At 50.3% G+C, this 22,517-nt stretch carries 23 protein-coding genes; 14 read left to right on the forward strand and 9 right to left on the reverse strand.

Annotated elements, in window-relative coordinates:
• Positions 1–65: 65 nt before the first annotated feature.
• From H4O27_RS08355 to H4O27_RS08365, 3 genes are all read right to left on the reverse strand, one after another.
• A complete protein-coding gene (locus tag H4O27_RS08355; protein WP_165007297.1) occupies positions 66–497 on the reverse strand; it encodes an organic hydroperoxide resistance protein in 432 nt (143 codons plus the stop codon).
• A 57-nt stretch (positions 498–554) separates the two neighbouring features.
• A complete protein-coding gene (locus tag H4O27_RS08360) occupies positions 555–1,007 on the reverse strand; it encodes a ferritin-like domain-containing protein (protein WP_165007300.1) in 453 nt (150 codons plus the stop codon).
• A 303-nt stretch (positions 1,008–1,310) separates the two neighbouring features.
• Complete coding sequence (locus H4O27_RS08365; protein WP_165007303.1) at positions 1,311–1,937, reverse strand: glutathione S-transferase family protein; 627 nt, start codon at positions 1,935–1,937, stop codon at positions 1,311–1,313.
• Positions 1,938–2,345: 408 nt separating this feature from the next.
• Here H4O27_RS08365 and H4O27_RS08370 point away from each other — a divergent pair, with 408 nt between their 5' ends.
• The 4 genes from H4O27_RS08370 to H4O27_RS08385 all read left to right on the forward strand — a co-directional run bounded on the left by H4O27_RS08370 (position 2,346) and on the right by H4O27_RS08385 (position 5,507).
• Positions 2,346–3,731 carry a mechanosensitive ion channel family protein gene (locus H4O27_RS08370; RefSeq protein WP_371865576.1) on the forward strand — a complete coding sequence of 462 codons (1,386 nt, stop codon included), beginning with the start codon at positions 2,346–2,348 and terminating at the stop codon, positions 3,729–3,731.
• Entirely contained in the window at positions 3,731–4,192 is a 462-nt protein-coding gene (nudB, locus tag H4O27_RS08375) for a dihydroneopterin triphosphate diphosphatase (protein WP_165007309.1), read from the forward strand. The genes H4O27_RS08370 and nudB overlap by 1 nt, the downstream gene beginning before the upstream one ends.
• A 109-nt stretch (positions 4,193–4,301) precedes the next feature.
• Positions 4,302–4,835 (forward strand): inorganic diphosphatase, encoded by a 534-nt coding sequence (locus tag H4O27_RS08380; protein ID WP_165007312.1) that lies wholly within the window; start codon positions 4,302–4,304, stop codon positions 4,833–4,835.
• 84 nt (positions 4,836–4,919) lie between these two features.
• A complete protein-coding gene (locus H4O27_RS08385; protein WP_226883387.1) occupies positions 4,920–5,507 on the forward strand; it encodes a hypothetical protein in 588 nt (195 codons plus the stop codon).
• Between the two features lie 250 nt (positions 5,508–5,757).
• Here the strand turns inward: H4O27_RS08385 and pip are convergent, their stop codons facing one another.
• A complete protein-coding gene (gene pip, locus H4O27_RS08390) occupies positions 5,758–6,693 on the reverse strand; it encodes a prolyl aminopeptidase (RefSeq protein ID WP_165007315.1) in 936 nt (311 codons plus the stop codon).
• A gap of 135 nt (positions 6,694–6,828) precedes the next feature.
• On the opposite strand from pip, the gene yciA reads away from it, so the two are divergent.
• On the forward strand, positions 6,829–7,284 hold the full coding sequence (gene yciA, locus H4O27_RS08395; RefSeq protein WP_165007318.1) for an acyl-CoA thioester hydrolase YciA: 456 nt from the start codon (positions 6,829–6,831) through the stop codon (positions 7,282–7,284).
• Between the two features lie 2 nt (positions 7,285–7,286).
• Entirely contained in the window at positions 7,287–7,646 is a 360-nt protein-coding gene (locus tag H4O27_RS08400) for an MmcQ/YjbR family DNA-binding protein (RefSeq protein ID WP_165007321.1), read from the forward strand.
• Between the two features lie 87 nt (positions 7,647–7,733).
• Here H4O27_RS08400 and H4O27_RS08405 read toward each other — a convergent pair whose 3' ends face one another.
• Together H4O27_RS08405 and H4O27_RS08410 are read right to left on the reverse strand one after the other, a co-directional pair.
• Positions 7,734–7,919 carry a PhoH family protein gene (locus tag H4O27_RS08405; protein ID WP_226883388.1) on the reverse strand — a complete coding sequence of 62 codons (186 nt, stop codon included), beginning with the start codon at positions 7,917–7,919 and terminating at the stop codon, positions 7,734–7,736.
• A 446-nt stretch (positions 7,920–8,365) separates the two neighbouring features.
• Complete coding sequence (locus H4O27_RS08410) at positions 8,366–9,889, reverse strand: fumarate hydratase (protein WP_165007327.1); 1,524 nt, start codon at positions 9,887–9,889, stop codon at positions 8,366–8,368.
• Positions 9,890–10,711: 822 nt separating this feature from the next.
• Between H4O27_RS08410 and H4O27_RS08415 the strand changes: the two genes are divergently transcribed.
• From H4O27_RS08415 to H4O27_RS08440, 7 genes are all read left to right on the forward strand, one after another.
• On the forward strand, positions 10,712–11,347 hold the full coding sequence (locus H4O27_RS08415; RefSeq protein ID WP_165007330.1) for a 4Fe-4S dicluster domain-containing protein: 636 nt from the start codon (positions 10,712–10,714) through the stop codon (positions 11,345–11,347).
• A gap of 1 nt (position 11,348) precedes the next feature.
• Entirely contained in the window at positions 11,349–12,977 is a 1,629-nt protein-coding gene (locus tag H4O27_RS08420) for an FAD-binding protein (RefSeq protein WP_165007332.1), read from the forward strand.
• Positions 12,974–14,230, forward strand: coding sequence for a complex I 51 kDa subunit family protein (locus tag H4O27_RS08425; protein ID WP_165007335.1), 1,257 nt, complete (start codon positions 12,974–12,976; stop codon positions 14,228–14,230). Before H4O27_RS08420 ends, H4O27_RS08425 begins: the two co-directional genes overlap by 4 nt.
• 62 nt (positions 14,231–14,292) lie before the next feature.
• A complete protein-coding gene (locus tag H4O27_RS13385) occupies positions 14,293–14,427 on the forward strand; it encodes a hypothetical protein (RefSeq protein ID WP_255464496.1) in 135 nt (44 codons plus the stop codon).
• Positions 14,428–14,541: 114 nt separating this feature from the next.
• A complete protein-coding gene (locus H4O27_RS08430; RefSeq protein WP_165007338.1) occupies positions 14,542–16,023 on the forward strand; it encodes a DASS family sodium-coupled anion symporter in 1,482 nt (493 codons plus the stop codon).
• A gap of 132 nt (positions 16,024–16,155) precedes the next feature.
• Positions 16,156–17,562, forward strand: a complete 1,407-nt coding sequence (gene trkA / locus H4O27_RS08435; RefSeq protein WP_165007341.1) for a Trk system potassium transporter TrkA — start codon at positions 16,156–16,158, stop codon at positions 17,560–17,562.
• A gap of 92 nt (positions 17,563–17,654) precedes the next feature.
• Complete coding sequence (locus tag H4O27_RS08440; protein WP_165007344.1) at positions 17,655–18,365, forward strand: SIMPL domain-containing protein; 711 nt, start codon at positions 17,655–17,657, stop codon at positions 18,363–18,365.
• Positions 18,366–18,683: 318 nt separating this feature from the next.
• Here H4O27_RS08440 and H4O27_RS08445 read toward each other — a convergent pair whose 3' ends face one another.
• The 3 genes from H4O27_RS08445 to H4O27_RS08455 all read right to left on the reverse strand — a co-directional run bounded on the left by H4O27_RS08445 (position 18,684) and on the right by H4O27_RS08455 (position 20,864).
• On the reverse strand, positions 18,684–18,869 hold the full coding sequence (locus H4O27_RS08445; protein WP_165007346.1) for a hypothetical protein: 186 nt from the start codon (positions 18,867–18,869) through the stop codon (positions 18,684–18,686).
• A gap of 132 nt (positions 18,870–19,001) precedes the next feature.
• Complete coding sequence (locus tag H4O27_RS08450; protein WP_165007349.1) at positions 19,002–19,772, reverse strand: M48 family metallopeptidase; 771 nt, start codon at positions 19,770–19,772, stop codon at positions 19,002–19,004.
• Positions 19,773–19,922: 150 nt separating this feature from the next.
• On the reverse strand, positions 19,923–20,864 hold the full coding sequence (locus H4O27_RS08455) for a serine hydrolase (protein WP_165007352.1): 942 nt from the start codon (positions 20,862–20,864) through the stop codon (positions 19,923–19,925).
• 274 nt (positions 20,865–21,138) lie between these two features.
• Between H4O27_RS08455 and clpX the strand changes: the two genes are divergently transcribed.
• Complete coding sequence (gene clpX, locus H4O27_RS08460; protein ID WP_165007355.1) at positions 21,139–22,437, forward strand: ATP-dependent Clp protease ATP-binding subunit ClpX; 1,299 nt, start codon at positions 21,139–21,141, stop codon at positions 22,435–22,437.
• Positions 22,438–22,517: the final 80 nt, after the last annotated feature.

Here is a 22,517-nt window from a genome sequence, read left to right on the forward strand (position 1 = left end):
TTTCAGACGGCCTTTGCTTTGAATAAACGGTTAAATCAACTTCAAATCAAATATTTTCTTTTCAATTACAAATCAAACGATCGAATCAAGTTCACATGCAAACGCGTGTCTACATTCCTGCGCACTGCATTGGAATACGGACACACTTCATGCGCCTTTTCAATCAGTTTGCGTGCTTCAGCTTCGCTCAAGCCTTTTACAGTGATGGTGATGTCCAAATCCAAGCTGAATGCACCACCGGCTTTTTGACCGATACCCACTGCAACGGTGGTGGAAGACTGCTCCGGCTTCAAGCCCAAAGTCGGGGCAACGTGGTTCATCGCGCTGTCGAAACAAGCCGCATAGCCCATGGCAAAAAGCTGCTCGGGGTTGGTGCCGGTTTTGCCGCCTTCGTTTTGAAAGCCGACCAAATCAAAACCGATTGAACCATCGTCAACTTGAGTGTGGCCATCGCGGCCTCCGGTAGCTGTGGCCGAAGTGTGGTAGAAAATTTTCATATTACGTTCCTTTCAATTTAATAAGTTGGGAAATCAAAAATAAACTTAAAACTCAAATTACATTCTTTTCGAAAGATAAAGCGGCTCGCCCAGTTTTTCCAGTAAATTCAACTCTTGCTCCAGCCAAGACAAATGCTCTTCTTCGTCTGCTAAAATCTCTTCAATCAAGATGCGCGTGGTTGCATCGTGTTCGCTGCTTGCTGTTTCTGCCCATTGATTTAAACCGATACGCGCATTTTTTTGCAGCTCATAATCATTTTCCAGAGCTTCGCGCAGATTTGTACCGATGTTGGGCTGCTTGACGGTAAAACGAATTTGTCCACCCAAATCAAGCAGCCGATTTTGCAGCTTAATAATCGTTTCCGGTTCATCGGCAATTTTCTTTTCCATTTCAGTCGCCAGCAAACTTGCGCCTTCCGCATCAATCACCGCCACATGGCTGCGGTGTTGAATACTTGCCGACCAATAAACCGCCAACATCTCATTTAATAAATCGTAAATTTTATTCATTTGCTTACTCCAAATTTAGACAGTAAAAACATTATATCCATAAATTAAATTTTTTACAATATAATTTTATAAAATTTTTAATTCGGCAGATAAATACTCATTAAATATTCCACACTACCATTAAACCCTGAGCTGCCCGGCTCAAGTTTACTCGGGCATATCGCTGCTCATCAGAAAAATCAGGCAGCCTGATCACCTATGCAACAACAAGACAATTTTTAAGCAGTTCGCCGTTGTTGGGTTTAAATAAAGCCAATAAGTTGCTTTGATTTTCTGTTATTTCAGGCCGTCTGAAAATTTGAATCAGAATTGGTTTAAGCACAATTCGCAACCGGTTTTCTCCGCCACGCGCTGATAAGCCGGACGCGATTCAATTTGCTGCACATAGCGCACAATATTCGGATAATCGGCCGGATTCACCTGACCCAAACCCCATTGCAAGGGAAAACTCAAGGCAAAGTCGGCACCGGTCAGCTGCTCGCCGGTAATCCACATTTTGCCGTTAAGCGTTTGTTCGACATGATTAAAATACAAAGCAACCTGCCCTGAAGCGTAATCGTTGTAGGCACCGAAATCGAATTTTTTCGCCATCATACCCAATAAATTGGCGGAAAACATTGAAGCCGATATGCTCAGCCAATAAGCGAATTGCGAATAGGCATCGCTTTTTGCAGCAGGCGTAAAGCAGCGTTCGCCATCATAGCGGTCGAGCAAATGCAAAATCATCGCATTGCCTTCTGCCAAGGTAAGTGCACCATCCTGCAACACCGGCGCTTTACCCAAAGGATGCAGCGCTTTTAATTCATCTGGCGCAAGATTGGTCTCCGGCAGACGGTGATACACCGCCACATCATAATCCACACCCAATTCTTCCAACAACCACGCGATTCGGTGCGAACAAGAGTTGTTTAAGTAATGCAATTTAATCATGGTATTTACTCCAAATTGTCGTCAGATAGATTTTCGGGAACACAATCTTTCTTTTCTTAAAAACCAAACCGGCTGTTTTTATATGATGGAGGCCATCATACGCTTAAATTATATTTAACACAATATAATTTTATAAAATTTTTCAAAAATGCTAAATAAACCCAAAAAGCTGTCTACACTTTTCAGACGGCCCCTCCTACGCCTTTTCTTATAATAACTTTAAAGCCGTCTGCTTTATTTCACCTGAGAAATGCTAAAATCACTTATCTGCCTGCCGTCTGTTAATTTATCAACCGGCAGGCCTATTCCGACCCATTCACGAGAATGCTTATGCTTTTTTCATTTACCAATGCGGCTAACACCATCAACGTCACTGCCGATAACCTTTTGCAATCGACCGGCAACGGTTTGAAAGAATTTTTCTTTAATCTGTTTGCGCGCAACCAATTTACTTCCCACCTGCTGGAACGCAGCTTCAGTGAACCGATCGGCTGGTTGGAAATCGGCATCACGATTGTGCTGTTGACAGCCACTTATTATTTGTCGGAATTTATTATCCGCAAATATCCGATTTTGCCCGGCAAAAAATGGGCAAGCGTCCGCCATATCGGCAACCGCTTGCTGTGGCCTTTCCTGCTGCTGATTTTTTCAATTATCGCGCTTTATACATGGAATCTGTTCGAATTGCGTTCGGTATGGCTGCGCCTGCTCATTATGGCGGCGCGCTGGATGATTCTAATCCGCTTGGTGTTGTCTTTGGTACATGCCGCATTGCCGAGCCATAAAGTGACCGACTGGCTGGAACGCTTCTTATCCGGTGCATTGTGGGTATGTTTCGTGATTTGGCTGTCTGGTATCGATGACTTGCTCATTGATATTTTGAAAGATACCAAGCTCAGCATGGGCTCGATTAATTTAAGCATCTATACCATTCTCACCGGCTTGATATGGGTAGCGGTGGTGTTAGCGTTTGCCTTGTGGCTGGGCCGCCTGATTGAAGGCTGGCTGATGAAAAACAATCACATGGACATAAACTTGCGCATCGTGATGTCAAAAATCATCAAAGCATTTTTGACCGTGTTGGCGATTTTGATTGCGCTGCCGCTGGTGGGCATTGATTTGACCGTGTTGTCGGTATTCGGCGGCGCACTCGGTGTCGGCATCGGTTTCGGTCTGCAAAAAGTCGCCAGCAACTATATTTCGGGTTTTATTATTTTGGGCGACCGCTCCATCCGCCCCGGCGACCGGCTGACGGTCAATAATTTTACCGGTTATGTAACCAAAATTACCGCCCGATTTGTGGTGTTGCGCAGCAGCAAAGGCGGCGAGGCATTAATTCCGAACGAAACCTTCATCACGTCCACGGTGATTAACGAATCCTATACCGCCAAATCGCTGTGGCAAAGTCTGGATATTCAAGTTGCCTACCACACCGATTTGACGCTTGCCATGCAGATTATGGTCGAAGCGGCGCAGGCTCAGGAGCGGGTGCAGAACGATCCCGCACCCAAAGCCTATCTCACCAATTTCGGCGAAAACGGTGTCGATTTGCGGCTGGGTTTTTGGGTAACCGATCCCGAAAATGGCTTTGCTGGACTGTTTTCCAATATTCTGCTGGATATTTGGAAACGCTTTAACGAAAACCACATCGAATTTCCGTATCCGCAGCGGGAAGTGCGGATTTTGCAGGAAGAGCGTGCGCCCGACGACACCGCCATCAGCCGTGCAGCCGCCGAAGTCAAACGGGATACCCGCTCCGACCGCCGCTTTGACGACCCCGAACAGGAAAACTGATGGGCAAACCGCTGAAATATCCCGTTTCCGCCTTAGTTGTCCTGCACGACGGCAACGGCAATATCCTGTTAATCGAACGCACCAAGCCCGCCGGTTTTTGGCAATCGGTAACCGGAAGCCTCGAACCCGGCGAAACCGTTGCCCAAACCGCCCGCCGCGAAGTTTGGGAAGAAACCGGCATTGCGCTGGGCGAAAACCAGTTGCACGACTGGCACGACAGCAGCGTATACGAAATCTACCACCACTGGCGGCACCGCTATCCGCCGGGCGTATTTGAAAACCGGGAACACGTTTTCTCCGCCCGCATCGACCGCCAAACGCCGGTTATCCTCAACCCGCAGGAACACACCGCCTACGGCTGGTTTGCCGCAGCAGAAGCTGCCGCAAAAGTGTTCTCACCGTCCAACAAAACAGCCATTCTCAACCTGCTGCGCCGTCAGGCCGCAGGCGAGGCCGTCTGAAAATTCGCTCCCTTCATTTTCAGACGGCCTTATCGCTGCTATACTTAGCGTTTTATGTTTCATGCAATTTAAGCGCTGCACCCAAGCAGCCCAATCAAGGATAACCATCATGGCAGACTTTAATCAGATTCTGACTCCGGGCAACGTCGAAGAAGGCATTATCAACGTTGTGAACGAAATCCCTTGCGGCAGCAACCACAAAATCGAATGGAACCGCAAACTGGCCGCCTTCCAACTCGACCGTGTCGAACCGGCCATTTTCGCCAAGCCGACCAACTACGGCTTTATCCCGCAAACCTTGGACGAAGACGGCGACGAATTGGACGTATTGCTGGTAACCGAACAGCCGCTGGCAACCGGCGTATTCTTAGAAGCCCGGGTTATCGGCGTGATGAAATTCGTTGATGACGGCGAAGTGGACGACAAAATCGTCTGCGTGCCCGCCGACGACCGCAACAACGGCAACGCCTACAAAACCCTCGCCGATTTGCCGCAACAACTGATCAAACAAATCGAATTCCACTTCAACCACTACAAAGACCTGAAAAAAGCCGGCACCACCAAAGTCGAATCTTGGGGCGATGTAGAAGAAGCCAAAAAAGTGATTCACGAATCCATCGAACGCTGGAACAAACAGGCTTAATCGGGTTTGGAAATAAACAAGGCCGTCTGAAAACCAGATTTTCAGACGGCCTCATGTCCGAGTACCGGACTGAGAACCCTTACCTTGTTTTTCATTAAACAGATTGAGGATATGGAAGTATCCCCCCTATTGTTAGCCGAAAAAAACAGTATGAAAATTTTAAAAAGTATTTTACCCGCCTTAATGGTTTCATCAAGCCTGATATTCCTCAGCCCGTCCGCATCCGCCGCACCCAAACAGAAACCTGCCACCGCAGAGCAAGCCGACAGGATGTATATTGCCGACAAAATCGGACAAAATGATTTATACGGATTTTGGGGTTATGCGGCAGAAAATGAAGAAGGTTCGCTGATTAACACAACGGCCATGCATCCCGACGGCACAGGTGTGGACATAATGATTTTGACGGTGAAGGACGAAGGCAAACCCGTTATCATCAAACAGAAATTCACTTGGACATTTGATGAAAATCGGCAGGCGTTGCAGCAGACTGTTACCGATTATCGGGTTTTGAAAGATGGCAGAGAACAGCGGGACAAGAAAGAAATCGGGAAGAAAAGTACAGCTAAAGTCAGGATGCTTGTTGTGGATAACAAGCTGAGTATGTTGGAACTGACCGATGAGACAAACGGCAGTCAGATGTCTTATTTCAAGCAAGATATGGATTATTAAGAGATACTATAGTGAATCCACTTTAAAAGTATTACAACGTAAACGGCCAGTTCCCAATTTTCAGACGGCATCAATGAGAGTTAAAGAACCCGTGCGTGCTTTGGCACGCACCCTACCGTTGGCGGGAAGGGATTAGCTGTCGTAGGGTGGGCAACTTGTTGCCCACCAAAACCATATTTCAACTATCATTGATTTACTGGTTTGTACAGAAAATTTGGTTGATTCACTATATATCAGCCTCCAACTTCCCCTACCAATCCGCCTTTGCCGCCATTTCGTCCGCCGCCTGCACCAAAGCTGCTGCCAGCGGCGGGTCGAATGCGGAATGTCCGGCCTGAATAATCCGTAACTCCGCTTCGGGAAAGGCTTGGCTCAATTCCCATGCGCTTTGTGTCGGCGTACAGATATCGTAGCGGCCTTGGCAGATAATGGTCGGAATATGGCGGATTTTGTCGATATTGGCCAAAATCGCCCGCCCGCCTTGCAGCCAGCCTTTATTGACAAAATAATGGTTTTCCAAACGGGCGATGGCCAGCGAAGCATGCGGGTCTTCGTCCACCGGCTGCGGTTCGAAGCGCACCAGATAACTTTCCCAATCCGCCCACGCTTTGGCTGCTTTCAAACAGATGTTTTCATCTTCGGCAAACAGCATTTCGTGATACGCCGCAATCAGCGTGCTGCGTTGTTCAGGCGCAACCGGCACAATAAAATTCTGCCATTGCGCCGGATAAATCCGGCTTGCGCCACCTTCTTCGTTAAGCCACGCCATTTCAGACGGCCTGCACAGGAAAATCCCCCGCAACACCAATCCTGCCACCCGTTCGGGGTGGCTTTGTGCATAAGCCAACGACAATGTGCTGCCCCACGAACCGCCGAACACCAGCCATTTTTCAATACCCAGCATGGTGCGGACTTGTTCGATGTCCGCCACCAAATCCCAAGTGGTATTGTCTTCGGCGCAGGCATACGGCAACGAGCGGCCGCAACCCCGCTGGTCGATAATGATGATTCGGTAAACATCGGGATTGAAAAAGCCCCGACAGGCCGGCGAAGCCCCTGCGCCCGGCCCGCCGTGTAAAAAAATCACCGGCAAGCCCTGCGGATTGCCTGATTCCTCCCAATAAATCTGATGAACAGCAGACACTTGCAGCCGGCCGCTGCGCAAAGGTTCCCGAATCGGATACATTGGAAAATCCTAATCAAATATGGAACAAAATTTTAGCATTGAAAACAGGCCGTCTGAAACCTTTATTCCGACTTTCAGACGGCCTGTTTTCATCGTAAAATGCAGTTTGATTCGGATGACAACAAAGGAAGAAACATGACTGAAAATCAAACCGCACACGCCAAGCCCGAAGGCGAATTGATGCTGCGCACGGTCGCGCGGCCGAAAGACACCAACACCAATTTAGATGTTTTCGGCGGCTGGATTATGTCACAGATGGATTTGGGCGGAGGCATTTTGGCGGCGGAAATCGCGCAGGGGCGGATTGTCACGGTTTCGGTGCAGGAAATGAGTTTTCTGCGGCCGGTAAAAGTCGGCCATGTGGTCGGCGTGTATGCGCGTTGTTTAGGCGTGGGCAATACATCGCTGAAGATCGAAGTAGAAGTGTGGGTGAAACCGTTTGTCGCCGATGAGCCGAATATTCCGCTCGAGCTGGTGACGGAAGCGGTGTTCACCTTCGTCGCCATCGACCACGAAGGCCGTCCGCGCCCGATTCCACGCGACAATAATCCGCGCTTGGATGCGTTTCTCGCACCGAAACAGGCCGTCTGAACATGGATAAGGCAACTTTATTGAACGGCATTGCAGAACGCTTCGATGCCGAGCCTCAATATTTGTGGGCAAAATTTCCCGAATACGCCGTGTTCCGCCATACCGGGGACAAACAGAAATGGTTCGGCGCCTATATGCCGGTGGCCGCTGAAAAAATCGGCTACAAAAGCGGTGGCAATGTGGCCTTGTTGAACGTGAAATGCCCGCCGGAAATGGTCGGCGGATTGCGACGGATGCAAGGAGTTTTGCCGGCTTACCATATGAACAAAACGCATTGGGTGAGCTTGGTGTTGGCGGAAGCGGATGCAGATTTGGTGTGGGAATTGCTGGCGCAGAGTTTTGTGCTGACAAAAAGCCGATGAAACGTAAATCTCTTTCTTTAGAAAAATAATCATGCCGTCTGAACAATTTTCAGACGGCATGATGCAGTGCTGCCGGCCTTTAAATCGCTAAACCGCATAACGCAAGCCGCTGTTGCCTTCGGTGAGGTATGGCGTGTCAATTCTCGCCGAATTGCCCAGACACAACACTTTCGTGCTTTTGCCTGCGCGGGTAATCAGGGTTTTCATTTGACTGGCGGTCAGGTTTTGCGCTTCATCGATAATGACGAATTTGTTTTGAAAGTGCGCCAGCACACAAAATCGAGTGGGCGCACTTTAATGCGGGCGCGGATTAAATCGGACGTGGCTTTTGCCACCGGTTTGTCGGCTCAAAACTCAGGCAAGCCGGCTTGCGCCATTTCGGTTTGCAGAAACAATTCAATCTTGACGTAGGCATGCCCCATTACATTCAGCGCAATGACTGATGCAGCCCGTTCTTCCCTGCATTGAGAGGGATCGTACAACATCACATTGGTGTTGAGAATAAACAACCGGCTGCCACCACCGGTGAAGCTTTGGAGACATTATGCGTTCCTTTTTGTGGTTGCGTTGAGATCGCATTCAGTTCGGCAAAGCCGTGTTACAGCAGCATAAAAAAATCAAACACCTTGGTTTTATTGGATTTACAGATTGATTGTGACAAATATGAAAGGCCGTCTGAAAAAATAGTTTTCAGACGGCCTTTGATGATTTAAGCCCGATTAGCTTTCAACCGGAATAATGCCGATTTTTGCCTGCCATTGTTTCGGCGCTTGGGCGTGAATCGACTCGCCGTTGCTGTCCACAGCCACGGTTACCGGCATGTCTTTGACTTCAAACTCATAAATCGCTTCCATGCCCAATTCGGGGAATGCCAAAACTTTGGACGATTTAATGGCTTTGGCAACCAGATAGGCTGCGCCGCCGACTGCCATCAGATACACGGCTTTGTTATCGGCAATGGCTTCGCAGGTGGCTGCGCCCCGTTCGGATTTGCCGATCATGCCCAACAGGCCGGTTTGTTCCAGCATTTGGCGGGTGAATTTGTCCATACGGGTGGCGGTGGTCGGACCGGCCGGGCCGACCACTTCATCGCCCACCGGATCAACCGGGCCGACATAGTAAATCAGGCGGTTGGTAAAATCGACGGGCAATGTTTCGCCTTTGTTCAACATATCTACCAAGCGTTTGTGAGCGGCATCACGGCCGGTGAGGATTTTACCGTTGAGCAGCAAAACATCGCCGGTTTTCCAGCTTGCAACTTCTTCTTTGGTCAGATTATCGACATCGACACGTTTGCCGTTGTCCGGGCTGTAGGTCAAATCCGGCCAGTCTTCCACGCTCGGCGGGGTCAGCTCGACAGGGCCCGAACCGTCCAATTCAAATTCGACGTGGCGGGTGGCGGCGCAGTTCGGAATCATGGCCACCGGTTTGGAAGCCGCATGGGTCGGATAATCGAGGATTTTTACGTCCAACACGGTAGTTAAACCGCCCAGACCCTGCGCACCGATGCCCAAGGCGTTCACTTTTTCAAACAGTTCCAAACGCAGGGCTTCAACTGTGCTTAATTCAGCACCGGAAGCGGCTTTTTCCTGCAATTCGTGAATATCGATATGGCTCATCAGCGATTCTTTTGCCAGCAGCGCCGCTTTTTCAGGCGTACCGCCGATACCGATACCCAAAATACCCGGCGGACACCAGCCCGCACCCATGGTCGGCACGGCTTTCAATACCCAATCGACAATGTTATCAGACGGATTGAGCATGGCGAGTTTGGATTTATTCTCTGAACCGCCGCCTTTGGCAGCGCAGGTTACTTCGACTTTATCGCCCGGCACAATGCTCATGTGGATTACCGCAGGCGTGTTGTCTTTGGTGTTTTGGCGTTTGCCCGCAGGGTCGGCCAACACGGAAGCACGCAGGGTATTGCCTTCCCAAGTGTAGGCACGGCGCACGCCCTCGTTTACCATTTCTTCCACGCTCATATCGCTGTCCCACCGCACATTCATGCCGACTTTCAAAAAGACGGTGGCAATGCCGGTATCTTGGCAAATCGGGCGGTGGCCTTCGGCACACATGCGGCTGTTGACCAAAATCTGCGTCATCGCATCTTTGGCCGCCGGATTTTCCTCTTTCTGCCACGCTTTATAGAGTGCGTCGATATAGTCTTTGGGGTGGTAATAGCTGATAAACTGGAAAGCATCGCAAATGCTGCGGATGAAATCTTCTTGTTTGATGATGGTCATGGCAGTTCCTTTTTAGATAAAAAAGTTTGGTTTGTGTTGTTTTGGGCAGAACCTGTTTTCAGACGGCCTATTTGTAGGCTGTATAGTGCTTGTTTTTAAGGCAGAAAAACAGTCTGTATTTGCTAATCTTTTGATTTAACTTCAATTTAATAATTGATAAATTCACTCGGAATTTGAGAACATAAATCTTTTATCTGCATATCAATTTGGAATAATCTTACATTTCATCAAGGCAAGGGTTAAACTTTGCCTATGCCACCCAATAAATCGAATACCGGGCCGTTTTCAAGCCTAATTCGCTATCATTCTGTTTTCAGATGGCATTTTGCTATAATTTAAACTACATAATCGCAAAATATTTGTCATCTTTTTAATAACAGTATTTGACCAACATCAAATTACATGCGATTAATGAAATTAAATAACATAGTCATACGCCAGCCCTAAATTTCATTTTTTATAATAATATTCAATTAATTATGAAAATTTCCGATTTATAAATAATGATATTTATTCTTAAAAATAACCCTGTTTTTCCTGATTTCCCAGTTATCATGAAATTATTTTTCTTTGATAATCAGTTTTTTAGTGTCCAGACGGCTGAAATCACGCTTTTTTTTGTTCACAACCCTTCAAACGGCCTCTCCGCCTCTCCCCGCCATCCAATCACCTTCGATTTCTGCTACACTTATCCCATTGAATAAGCCTTGATTTATAACGCAAAATTCCTGACAAATTTACTCAGGCTTTTAAAATCAAAGTCGTGTAATAAAAATACAAAATAACACACCCCCATTACTTTTTTTCAACAGGACACAACCCATGAGTGATTTGATTACCCTCACCATCGACGGCCACGAAGTACACGCTTCGCCCGACTCGTCCATTATTCAGGCCTATGCCCGTGCCGGCTGTGCCATTACCGCCAACGTCGGCTGTATGGGTCAAGGCGTATGCGGCTCGTGCCGCTGCATGGTACGCAAAGAAGGCGAACGCGATGTCACCACCGCCCTTGCCTGCGAAACCAAAGTCGAAGCCGGTATGCAGGTAAGCTTTATTGATTACTTTATCCCCGAGCATATTCAATATTACGACATCAAAGAAATCGGTGACGGCTGGAACTGGCTCGACGACACTGCCAAATCTTTCCCCGAAGCACAAAACTGCCGCCACTGCGGCGGTTGCAACCGCGCCTGCCCGAAAGGCCTGCAAGTCGAAAACGGCGTGGCGCAAGTGGTATTGGGCGATTTCGGAGCAGCAGCCGACACCTTCGACCAATGTGTGATGTGCAATTTATGCACGCTTGCCTGCCCGGAACACATCCGTCCCAATCATCTGGGCTTGTTTGCGCGCCGCATGAAAGCCGCGCGCACGCTGCGCCCGGTAGATTTAATGCGTCGCCTGCGCGAAATCGACAGCGGCAAAATGCGCGTGGAATTTGAAGAGGAGGCCGTCTGAAATGGAAAAGCAAGTAACAGGTATTGATTACGAAACCGCATTGGCCAATCTGCGTGAATCATCATTGGAAATGCGCACCGATTTGCCGCCGAAAGACGAATTATTAAGCCGCTTCCACCCCGATTACCAACCGAGCGCACGCGTGAAGCTGCCGATCGGTCCGAATGCCGGCGACTATTGCCATCCTGATTTGGCCAAACTCTTAATCAGCCGGCCTTTGATTGACGATTACGATTTATCGCGCGCCGGACACGTCAACACCGATGTACTGGTGATTGGCGGCGGCGGTGCAGGTGCGGCGGCGGCTTTGTCGGCCAGTGAAACCGGCGCCCGCGTGATGATGGCGAACAAACTGCGTATCGGCGACAGCAATACCGTGATGGCCGAAGGCGGCATTCAAGCAGCAGTCGGCGCGGAAGACAGTCTGCAACAACACTTTGACGATACCATCAAAGGCGGCCACAACGCAGCGAAAAAAGCCTTGGTTGCACAAATGGTGACTGATGCACCATCGGCCATCCGTTGGCTGATTGGCTTGGGCATGACCTTCGATTTGGCGCAAGGCGCCGACAGCAACGGCCATTTGAGCCGCAAACGCGCCGGCGGCACCACCGTACCGCGCATTCTGCACTACCGCGACTTTACCGGCCTGGAAATGATGCGCGTGTTGCGTGAAGCGGTGGAGCTTGATGAAAACATCACCCAGCTCAACCGCCATCCGGCCATTGAATTGTTGTCTGACGAACACGGCCGCTGCGTGGGTGCGATTTTGTACGATTTGGAAAAACGCAGCCTGATGTTGGTACACGCCAAAGCCGTGGTGCTGGCAACCGGCGGTTCAGGCCGCCTGCACTTGCAGGGGTTTGCCACGTCCAACCACTATGGTGCAACCGCTGATGGTTTGGTGATGGCCTACCGCATCGGCGTGAAATTGCGCGATGTCGATTCCTTCCAATACCACCCGACCGGAGTGGCGCATCCGCCGTATTTGGCCGGTGCTTTGATTTCGGAAGCCGTGCGTTCGGCCGGTACTAAATTGGTCAACGGTTTGGGCGAGCGTTTTGTCGATGAACTGCAACCCCGCGACATCGTCGCCGCCGCGATTTTGCGCGAAGTGGCCGAAGGCCGCGGCGTGGTGCGCGACGGTCAAGTGGGCGTGTTCTTGGATACCCCGCGCCTGATTGAAAACGATCCCGAGGTGTTGAACCGTTTGGTCACTTTAGGCCACGTCGCCCACAAATGCGGCGTGAATCCGAAAGTGGAACCGATGATGGTTCACCCGACGCTGCACTACCAAAACGGTGGCATAGAAATCAACAGCGACGGCTCGACCACCGTACCGGGTTTATATGCGGCAGGCGAAATCACCGGCGGCATTCACGGCCGCAACCGATTGATGGGTAATGCCCTGCTCGACATCATCAGCTTCGGCCGGCGTGCCGGCGCGGCAGCGGCCAACTGCGGCTTACCTTTAAAAAAAGTGCGCGGCGGTGTCGATCATGTGCATGATTTGCAACGTGAAATGACACGCGCCGGTTTGACCGGCGATATCAAAGCTCCGGTATTGTATCCGGATTACGGTACATTCGATTTACGCGAACACGCAGGCTTGCAGGAGATGCAATCATGAACCAGGCCAACCAAAATTTATTACACCCTGCCCGCCGGGTGGGCGCGGATTTAGCCGCTTGGCGCAATGTCGGCGGCGGCGAAGGCTTACTGGCGGCGTTGGCCGACCCGCAAAATATTGTGTCCAAGCTGCAAGAAGCCAACTTGTGCGGCATGGGCGGCGCCGGTTTCCCGACTTGGCGAAAATGGGAAGCGGCAGTCGCAGCGCAAAGCAAAAACGGCGACAAATACGTCGTGTGCAACGCCAATGAAGACGAACCGGGCACTTTTAAAGACCGTGTCTTACTGGCGCAAACCCCGCACCAAGTAATTGAAGGCGTATTGATTGCGGCGGTAGCCTGCCGCGCCAACAAAGCGGTGTTGTATGTGAACCCGCATCAAACCGAATCGATTGCTTCGTTGGCTCCGGCGATTGAGCAATGGAAACAAAGTGATTTGTTTATCCGCATTGAAAATTATCTCGGCAAGCCGTTGGATTTGCAGCTGGTGGAAACATCCGGCCGCTACATCGGCGGTGAAGAAACCGCGGTGATTTCGTGGTTGGAAGGCGGTTTCCCGTTCCCGCGCCGCAAGCCGCCATTCCCTGCCGAAAGCGGTGTCAACGGCGAACCGACACTGATTAACAACACCGAAACCTTCGCCAATATTCCGCAGATTTTGGCCAAAGGCGCAGAATGGTACCGCAACTTAGGTTTGGGCGATGCGGTCGGCACCAAACTGTATTCGTTATCGGGCGACGTGTTGAACCCGGGCTTATACGAATTGCCGATGGGCACCACACTTTATACGCTGATTTTCGAGTACGGAGGCGGTATGCTCGAAGGCCGCACCTTCAAGGCCGTGTTTACCGGCGGCCCGTCAAATACCTTGCTGACGGCTAAAGATTTGGATGTACCGCTGGATTTTGTGTCCGTGCGCGAACGCAAATCCAGCCTCGGTACCGGTGCGATGATTGTGATTTCGGAAGGCACCAGTGTGGTGCGCAAGGTGTCGGAATACGTGGAATTTTTCGCAGCCAATTCTTGCGGCCAATGCCCACCATGCAAAGGCGGTACGTTCCAACTGTCGCGCCTGCTCAACCGTGTGGACACCGGCATCGGTACCGCTGACGACTTGCGCGCTTTACAAAGCCTGTGCCAACTGCTGCCGAAAAGCGGCCGCTGCGGCTTGATTGACGGCGCGGTCACCGTATTGCAAAGCTCATTGCGCACCTTCCCTGAAGAATACGGTTTGGCACCGAACGAGCACGAGTAAACCTACCTTTCAGACGGCCTTTAAACCATGCATTGTCAAAAAGACCGTCTGAAAATTGATGTATGTCATTAATCCTTTTGCGTTTGCTCACGATTTCAGACGGCCTCGAAGTTTTGCGCTGCGATGCCGCCCGAATCGCTACCAAACATAAAAACCACACCAAAACAGACTGCCCGGTTTCTTTTAAGGCCGTCTGAAAACATAAGAAAAACATCAAACTGCACATTCCTTTAATCTTTCGGACGGCCTGGTGATTTAAAACAAGGCCGTCTGAAAACAGTTTTGACGATACTTCTGATTGGAGATGAAACATGGGTTTTAAACCTATCCCTGCGGCAGTCGCGCTGGCGCTGGCGCTGCTGATTTGGTTCGGCATTCCGGTGCCGGAAGGCGTGTCACCGCAAGCGTGGCATTTGTTGGCTTTGTTTGTCGGCATCATTGCGGGCATTATCGGTAAAGCCATGCCGATTGGCGCGATGGCGATGCTGGCGATTACCTTGGTGGCACTCACCGGCATAACCGTACCTGAATTGGTTGACGGCGAACCGGTGAAAAATCCGGCCGGCCAAGCCATGAAAGATGCTTTGAGCAGCTTGAATAACTCGCTGATTTGGATGATTGGCGTCGCCATCATGATTTCACGCGGCCTGTTGAAAACCGGCTTGGGCGCGCGCATCGGTTATCTGTTGATTTCATGGTTCGGCAAACGCACCTTGGGCGTGGGCTACAGCTTGGCGATTGCCGATCTGTTTATCGCACCGGTCACCCCGAGCAACACCGCACGCGGCGGCGCGATTGTGCACCCGATTATGAAATCCATTGCCTTGAGCTTTGATTCCAATCCGGAAAACGGCACCGAAGGCAAAATCGGCAAATATCTGGCCTTGGTCAACTACCATGCCAACATCATCACCTGCTGTATCTTCATCACCGCCACCGCGCCTAACCCTTTGGTGGTCGAGCTGGTTGCCAAAGCCACCAATTCCGACATCCACCTGACTTGGGGCACTTGGTTTACGGCGATGGTCGTGCCGGGTTTGACCGCCTTGCTGATTATGCCTTTGGTGCTGTATTTCCTGTATCCGCCTGAAATCAAGCAAACACCGAACGCCACTTCTTTGGCTAAAGAAGAATTGCACAAAATGGGCCCGATGCAGCGCAACGAAAAAATCATGTTGGCGATTTTCTTGCTGCTGCTGGCATTGTGGGCGGGCGTGCCGGAAATGCTGTTCGGCGTGAAAATCAACGCAACTGCCACCACTTTCTTAGGCTTTTCATTGTGTCTGCTCACCGGCGTATTGACTTGGGAAGATGCGTTGAAAGAAAAAGGCGCGTGGGATACTATTGTTTGGTTTGCCGCCTTGGTGATGATGGCCAACTTCTTAAACAAACTGGGTTTAATCGGCTGGCTGTCTGATTACCTGCAAGCCGGTATTTCCGGCATGGGCTTGGATTGGGTCGGCGGCTGTGCCTTATTGGTGGCGGCTTATGTGTATTCACACTATATGTTCGCCAGCGGCACCGCCCACGTTACCGCCATGTTCGGCGCATTCTACGCCGCAGGTTTAGCCTTGGGCGCGCCGCCTATGCTGTTTGCCTTGGTGATGGCCGCTTCGACCGGCATCATGATGTCGCTCACCCACTACGCTTCCGGTTCGTCACCGGTGATTTACGGCTCCAATTTCGTCACCATGCAAGAATGGTGGAAAGCGGGCTTTATCATGAGTGTGTTGGAATTGCTGATTTTCGGCACCATCGGCATTATGTGGTGGAAGGTGTTGGGTTACTGGTAATCAACACAGTAAACCGACCTCAAACCGGCAAAGGCCGTCTGAAAATTCGTTTTTGCTTCGCAGAAACTTCGTTTTCAGACGGCCTTTGCTATACAATATCCGCATTCTTTTTATTGACTCAAAATCCATACCGTGAAAATCCTCATTCTCGGCAGCGGCCAAGTCGGTTCAACCGTTGCCCAAAACCTTGCTTCCCTACCCGGCAACGACGTTACCATCGTCGATGTCGATGAAAAAGCCCTACACCAGCTCAGCAGTAAGCTCGATGTGCAAACCATCATCGGCAACGGCGCATCACCTTCCGTATTGGAGCGTGCCGACGCTGCCGATTCCGATTTACTGCTCGCGCTGACCCGCAGCGACGAAACCAACATCGTTGCCTGTAAAATCGCTGCCGATATTTTCAACGTGCCCAACCGCATCGCGCGCGTGCGTTCGAGCGAATATTTGGAATATAACTTTCCCGATAAAGAAGGCGAAGACAGCAACAGCCTGAATATTTTCGACATCACCGAAACCATCAGCCCCGAGCAATTGGTCACCGAGCAATTGGTCGGCCTGCTCAGCTACAGCAGCGCGTTGCAGGTTTTGAATTTTGCCGGCAATAAAGTGCAGATGGTCATCGTGCAGGCGCGTCAAGGCGGTTTGCTGGTCGGCAAAGAAATCGCCGACATCAATGCCCACCTGCCCGAAGGCATCGACTGCCAAATCTGCGCCATCTACCGCAACAACCACCTGATTGTGCCGTCATCGAAAACCGTCATTATCGAAGGCGACGAAGTATTTTTTGTCGCCAACATCGACAACATTGATGCCATCATCCGCGAATTGCGCCCGAAAGAGCAACGCAGCCGCCGCATCATGATTGCCGGTGGCGGCAACATCGGTTATCGCCTGGCCAAAAAACTGGAAAACAAATACGACATTAAAATCATTGAATACAACGCCACCCGCGCCGAATGGCTGGCGGAAAATCTCGACAATACTTTAGTGTTGCATGGTTCGGCCAACGATGAATCGCTGCTCAACGAAGAATACATCGACGAAATCGATATCTATTGCGCGCTGACCAACGATGATGAAAACAACATTATGTCGAGCCTGCTGGCGAAAAATCTCGGCGCCAAACGAGTGATTGCCATCGTCAATCGCTCCAGCTACGTTGATTTACTGGAAGGCAACAAAATCGATATCGTGATTTCCCCCCACCTGACCACCATCGGCTCGATTTTGGCGCACATCCGCCGCGGCGATGTCGTCGCCGTCCACCCGTTGCGCCGCGGTACGGCCGAAGCCATCGAAGTCATCGTCCACGGCGACCAACACACCTCCGCCATCGTCGGACGGAAAATCAGCGGCATCGCATGGCCGGCCGGCTGCCATTTCGCCGCCCTCGTCCGCGGCGAACAAGTCATCATGGGACACCACGCCGAAGAGGTTCTGCAGGAAGGCGACCACGTGATTTTCTTCGTCTCGCGCCGCCGCGTATTACGCGAACTGGAAAAGCTGATTCAAGTCAAAATGGGCTTCTTCGGCTGAACAGGCCGTCTGAAAATTTTCAGACGGCCTTACATCATTTTTCGTCGGAATATGCTAGATTATCGTTATATGACTTCCCAAAGGAGCAACCCATGTTACGCCCGACCTTAACCGCTTTATTGCTGGCCGCCGCCTTTCCCGTGACTGCCGAACCCCTAAATTACAACGTTGTAGAATTTTCCGAAAGCGCGGGAACGGAAGTACCTCGCGACACCATGACCGCCCGTTTCCAAATACGCGCCGAAGGAAAAGACCGCCAATCGGTCAACACCGCGTTCACCCAAAAATTCAACAGCTTCAACCGCAAAGCCAAAAACAGCGCATTTAAAACCGAGTTGCTCAACCGCAACGTCTCCCCCCGCTACCAATACAACAACGGCAAGCGTACCCTGACAGGCTGGGAAGAATATGCCGAATTCAAAGTGGAAAGCAAAGATTTTGCCGCGCTCAACCGCCTGATTGCCGAAACCCAAAACGAATCCCATGTCGAATACACCGCATTCGGCGTGTCCAAAGAAAAACGCGAAGCGGTGATTGACGAAGTGAGCAAATCGGCCATCAACCGCTTCAAACAGCGCGCGCAAATCCTGGCCGAAACCTTAGGCCACCACAGCTATAAAATCGTCAAACTGAATTTGGGACACATTGGCAACGGTACCGTCAGCCAAAACGAATCCGTTCAGACCAAAATGTACCGCAGCGCAGTACCTATGGCCGCAAGCATGAATACCGATGCAGTCGAAACCGCCTCCCCGGGTTCGGAAGAAATCAGCATTACCGTGAACGGCACGGTTCAAATGTAAGCAGACAAAACAGAGAGGCCGTCTGAAAATATTTTCAGACGGCCTCTCTGTTTGTTCGGGCCACTCTTTACACGCCTGCCATATCCATCATCTGCCACTACTTTCCGGCCATCTGCACTACCGGCAAAGGAAAATCGCTTTCAAAATAATAGCGCAGTAAAATCAGCACCGGCGAGGCGTAAAGCTCTGCCTGATAATCCCACGCTTCGGGCGGTACGCTTGATGAGTAACACCTTGTTTAATCAGGGCAAACATATCGGCATACAGATAATGGCGTTTGCTTTCGATTTTCCACAACGCCCGCAACAATTTGCGTTGCTAAAACAATTCGGGAGCAAGCTGCAGTATGGCCAAATCTGCATTGCCGCTAAACCGCTGCGCTGCCAATCTGCTGTAGCGGCGTTTGAAATCGGCAATCATCGCCCCTGCCGGCGCGCTTTTGCCCGAATAATATTTGTAAAGCATGTTGCGGCTGATGAGCGCGCACCCAAGGATTTCTTGCACAGTGATGCCCTCACTTGCACAGTGATGCTTTATAGGATTTCCCGTGCAAAGGCGGCACGAATATCGCGATGGCTTTTGAAGACACGGCGACTGGCAGCGGTTTCAGACGGCATTGCTATCGTTTTTCCGTTCTCAACGTTTGTTCCGTTCATAAACCGGCATCACTTCAGGCAGCATTTTTCTGATGGCATTGATGCGTGCATTATTGGCCGGATGAGTAGATAAAATCGAAATCGACGTGTCGCTTTGCACACGGTTCATTTTTTCCCATACGCTGATGGCAGCCTGCGGATTGTAACCCGCCTGCGCCATCAGCCGCACACCGCCGGCATCGGCCTCATTTTCCTGCCGGCGGGAAAACGGCTTGGCTGCGGCCAAGTCGGCACCCAGGCCGATCAAATTGCCGTCGATACCGGTAGCACCGGCCAAAATCGAACTGCCGATACCGGTTAATACTTGGCTGCCGATGGCTTTTTTGCTGTGTTCTAATAAAGCATGGGTCATTTCATGACCGACCACGGCCGCAATTTCATCATCAGTAAGTTTCAAACGCTCCACCATACCAGTGTACATCACCATTTTCCCGCCCGGCATCGCCCATGCGTTCATTTCGTTGCTGCGGATAACGTTCATCTGCCAATCAAACCTTACGCCGGTCCGGTTCGCCCGTTCGGCATAAGGCTTCAAGCGGTTGAACACCGTATGGACGCGGTGGGCGGTTGGCGAGCCGGTATCCACCAGCCGCTGGCTTTGCGCCTTCTGCACCACTTGGCTGTAATTCTTTGCCGCACTTTTATTCAAGGTGGCAGAATCATAACCGACCATATCCGCAACCGAAGTACAACCGGCTACCGCACATACGGCAGCGGTAAACATTGCGTAGTGTTTTTTCTGAATCGTCATAAACGCTCTCAATAAATTTAAAGACAATCAAGATTCGACGTTTTTGCGCAAGTGGCTTTTCCGGATATAAATAAAGAGAGGCCGTCTGAAACATATTCCGACCTTTCGACAATATATTCAGACGGCCTTCCCAATGATTAAAAAAAGGAATTACGAACGGGTTTGTAGCATCCACGACTCAATGCGCCGTGCATCGTTCACGCGCGTGGTCGAACTTGGCGCATTCAGTAAAACAATGGTAATCGGCTGATTTTTCACATTGGCCTTCACTACCATCGAACGGCCGGCCTCACGGATATAGCCGGTTTTCTGCAACTCGATATTCCAACTGCCCTCGCGCACCAAAGCATTGGAGTTTTTATAATTCTGGCGGCCGCGAACCGTATAAACCGAACCGTAATTAGATGTCGAATTCGAACGGATTTGCGGATATTTGCTGGCGGCCGCCACCAAACGGCTCAAATCGTGCGCAGTCGATACGTTACGGTAATCCAGGCCGGTCGGCTCATAGAAACGGCTGTTGGCCATTCCCAAACTTTGTGCCTTGGCATTCATGGCCGCTACAAATGCACCCATGCCGCCCGGATAAGTGCGCCCCAATGCGTGGGTCGCACGGTTTTCGCTGCTCATCAGACTCAAATGCAGCAATTCGCTGCGGGTTAAGGTAGTGCCGATACCCAAGCGGCTGCCGGTACCTTTCAAACGGTCGATTTCATCCGGCGTAATTTCAACCATCTGGTTCATGTCCAATTTGGCATCCAAAATCACCATTGCACTCATCAATTTGGAAATCGACGCAATCGGCATCACGCGGTTGGCGTTTTTCTGATACAACACCTCGCCCGTACGGTTATTCAGAATCAGCGCAGATTGCGACGACAACAACGGCCCCGCCATCATGGCTTGGGCTTCTACCTTGCCGGCCTGCGTTTCGGCAAATGCGCCCAACGGGTCTTGCTGGGTCGGGAAATTCTGTTCTAAAAACTGACCCAATACATCCATATCATCGGCGGCAGCCGGAAAAACAGTTGCCGCAAGCGCCACGCCCAAGCAGGCCGCACTTAATTTGTTACACCATTTTTTTACTGACATAGCGGTATCTTTCACGGATTTGTTCCAACATTTCAATCAATATATATCCCGACATTTTGTGCAATTTTCAAAAAAATGTAAAGCAAGTCATTGAATCTTTGCGTTTGTTTGCAAGCTTTCCCCCAAACTTTAATGCGATGTGGAATTTTTCGCAACAATCCGCCGGCAAATTTGATAAACCCAGCGATACTTATTATACTGAACAGCTTTACCAAGAAATCATTCTAAAAAGATTTCTTCGCAGCTCTCACATTAATATCTTAAAGAATAAATTATGTCTGAAGAAAAACGCTCATGCTCGTTCTGCGGCAAGTCAGAACACGAAGTCAAAAATTTGATTGAAGGCGAGCACGCTTTTATTTGTAATGAATGCGTGGAGACCTGCAGTGTCATGCTGCAAGATTCCGATGGCAGTACACCTGCCGAATCAAGCGACAACAAAGCCACTGAAAGCGGCGCCCTGCCTACCCCTGCCGAAATTGTTGCCAATCTCGATGACCACGTTATCGGTCAAGAACACGCGAAAAAAGCCTTGGCGGTTGCCGTTTACAACCATTACAAACGCTTGCGCCACCCCAACGCCAACGGCAATGTTGAATTATCCAAATCCAATATCCTGCTGATTGGCCCGACCGGTTCGGGTAAAACCTTGCTGGCGCAATCCTTGGCGCGTAAATTGGACGTACCTTTCGTAATGGCCGATGCCACCACCTTAACCGAAGCCGGTTATGTGGGTGAAGACGTAGAGCAAATCATCACCAAGCTGTTGGGCAAATGCGATTTCGATGTCGAAAAAGCCCAGCGCGGTATTGTTTACATTGACGAAATCGACAAAATTTCCCGCAAGAGCGACAATCCTTCCATCACCCGCGACGTATCGGGCGAAGGCGTGCAACAAGCCTTGCTGAAACTGATTGAAGGCACCGTTGCCAGCGTTCCGCCGCAAGGTGGCCGCAAGCACCCGAATCAGGAATTTATCAACGTCGATACCACCAATATCCTGTTTATCTGCGGCGGTGCATTTGCGGGTTTGGAAAAAGTCATCCGCCAACGCACGGAAAAAGGCGGCATCGGCTTTGGCGCAGCGGTACACAGCAAAGATGAAAATACCAATATTTCCGAATTGTTCGAAACCGTCGAGCCGGAAGACTTAATCAAATTCGGCCTGATTCCTGAATTAATCGGCCGTTTACCGGTGATCGCCACCTTGGCCGAATTAGACGAAGATGCCCTGATTAATATTCTGACCGAGCCGAAAAACGCTTTGGTTAAACAATACCAAATCTTGTTCGGTATGGAAGGTGTTGAATTGGAAATCGAAGAAGATGCCCTGCGCAGCATTGCCAAACAAGCCATGGAACGCAAAACCGGTGCACGCGGCTTACGCTCGATTGTCGAACGCCGCCTGCTCGACACCATGTATCAACTGCCTGATTTAAAAGATGTAAAAAAGGTTGTCATCAATCAAAACGCCATCGACAAAGGCGAAGCACCAAAATTACTGCTGGCTGACGGCAGCGAATACAAAGAGCCGGAAGCAGCCGCGAAAAAAACACGTAAAGACAACAAATAATCCGCAATATCAAATCATTGCATAAACAGGCCGTCTGAAAAAATCTGTTGCCTAAAGTTTCACTTACGCACAGATTTTTT

It is taken from the genome of Neisseria yangbaofengii (assembly GCF_014898075.1).
Taxonomy (GTDB): Bacteria; Pseudomonadota; Gammaproteobacteria; order Burkholderiales; family Neisseriaceae; genus Neisseria; species Neisseria yangbaofengii.

What these genes read in the sequence shown, in the direction of transcription:
- H4O27_RS08355 (WP_165007297.1), bottom strand. Translation starts at nt 497, where the DNA reads ATGAAAATTTTCTACCACACTTCGGCCACAGCTACCGGAGGCCGCGAT.
- H4O27_RS08420 (WP_165007332.1), top strand. Translation starts at nt 11,349, where the DNA reads ATGGAAAAGCAAGTAACAGGTATTGATTACGAAACCGCATTGGCCAAT.
- H4O27_RS08425 (WP_165007335.1), top strand. Translation starts at nt 12,974, where the DNA reads ATGAACCAGGCCAACCAAAATTTATTACACCCTGCCCGCCGGGTGGGC.
- H4O27_RS08410 (WP_165007327.1), bottom strand. Translation starts at nt 9,889, where the DNA reads ATGACCATCATCAAACAAGAAGATTTCATCCGCAGCATTTGCGATGCT.
- H4O27_RS08450 (WP_165007349.1), bottom strand. Translation starts at nt 19,772, where the DNA reads ATGACGATTCAGAAAAAACACTACGCAATGTTTACCGCTGCCGTATGT.
- H4O27_RS08400 (WP_165007321.1), top strand. Translation starts at nt 7,287, where the DNA reads ATGGATAAGGCAACTTTATTGAACGGCATTGCAGAACGCTTCGATGCC.
- H4O27_RS08430 (WP_165007338.1), top strand. Translation starts at nt 14,542, where the DNA reads ATGGGTTTTAAACCTATCCCTGCGGCAGTCGCGCTGGCGCTGGCGCTG.
- H4O27_RS13385 (WP_255464496.1), top strand. Translation starts at nt 14,293, where the DNA reads ATGTCATTAATCCTTTTGCGTTTGCTCACGATTTCAGACGGCCTCGAA.
- clpX (WP_165007355.1), top strand. Translation starts at nt 21,139, where the DNA reads ATGTCTGAAGAAAAACGCTCATGCTCGTTCTGCGGCAAGTCAGAACAC.
- H4O27_RS08415 (WP_165007330.1), top strand. Translation starts at nt 10,712, where the DNA reads ATGAGTGATTTGATTACCCTCACCATCGACGGCCACGAAGTACACGCT.
- H4O27_RS08380 (WP_165007312.1), top strand. Translation starts at nt 4,302, where the DNA reads ATGGCAGACTTTAATCAGATTCTGACTCCGGGCAACGTCGAAGAAGGC.
- yciA (WP_165007318.1), top strand. Translation starts at nt 6,829, where the DNA reads ATGACTGAAAATCAAACCGCACACGCCAAGCCCGAAGGCGAATTGATG.
- H4O27_RS08455 (WP_165007352.1), bottom strand. Translation starts at nt 20,864, where the DNA reads ATGTCAGTAAAAAAATGGTGTAACAAATTAAGTGCGGCCTGCTTGGGC.
- H4O27_RS08365 (WP_165007303.1), bottom strand. Translation starts at nt 1,937, where the DNA reads ATGATTAAATTGCATTACTTAAACAACTCTTGTTCGCACCGAATCGCG.
- nudB (WP_165007309.1), top strand. Translation starts at nt 3,731, where the DNA reads ATGGGCAAACCGCTGAAATATCCCGTTTCCGCCTTAGTTGTCCTGCAC.
- H4O27_RS08360 (WP_165007300.1), bottom strand. Translation starts at nt 1,007, where the DNA reads ATGAATAAAATTTACGATTTATTAAATGAGATGTTGGCGGTTTATTGG.
- pip (WP_165007315.1), bottom strand. Translation starts at nt 6,693, where the DNA reads ATGTATCCGATTCGGGAACCTTTGCGCAGCGGCCGGCTGCAAGTGTCT.
- H4O27_RS08440 (WP_165007344.1), top strand. Translation starts at nt 17,655, where the DNA reads ATGTTACGCCCGACCTTAACCGCTTTATTGCTGGCCGCCGCCTTTCCC.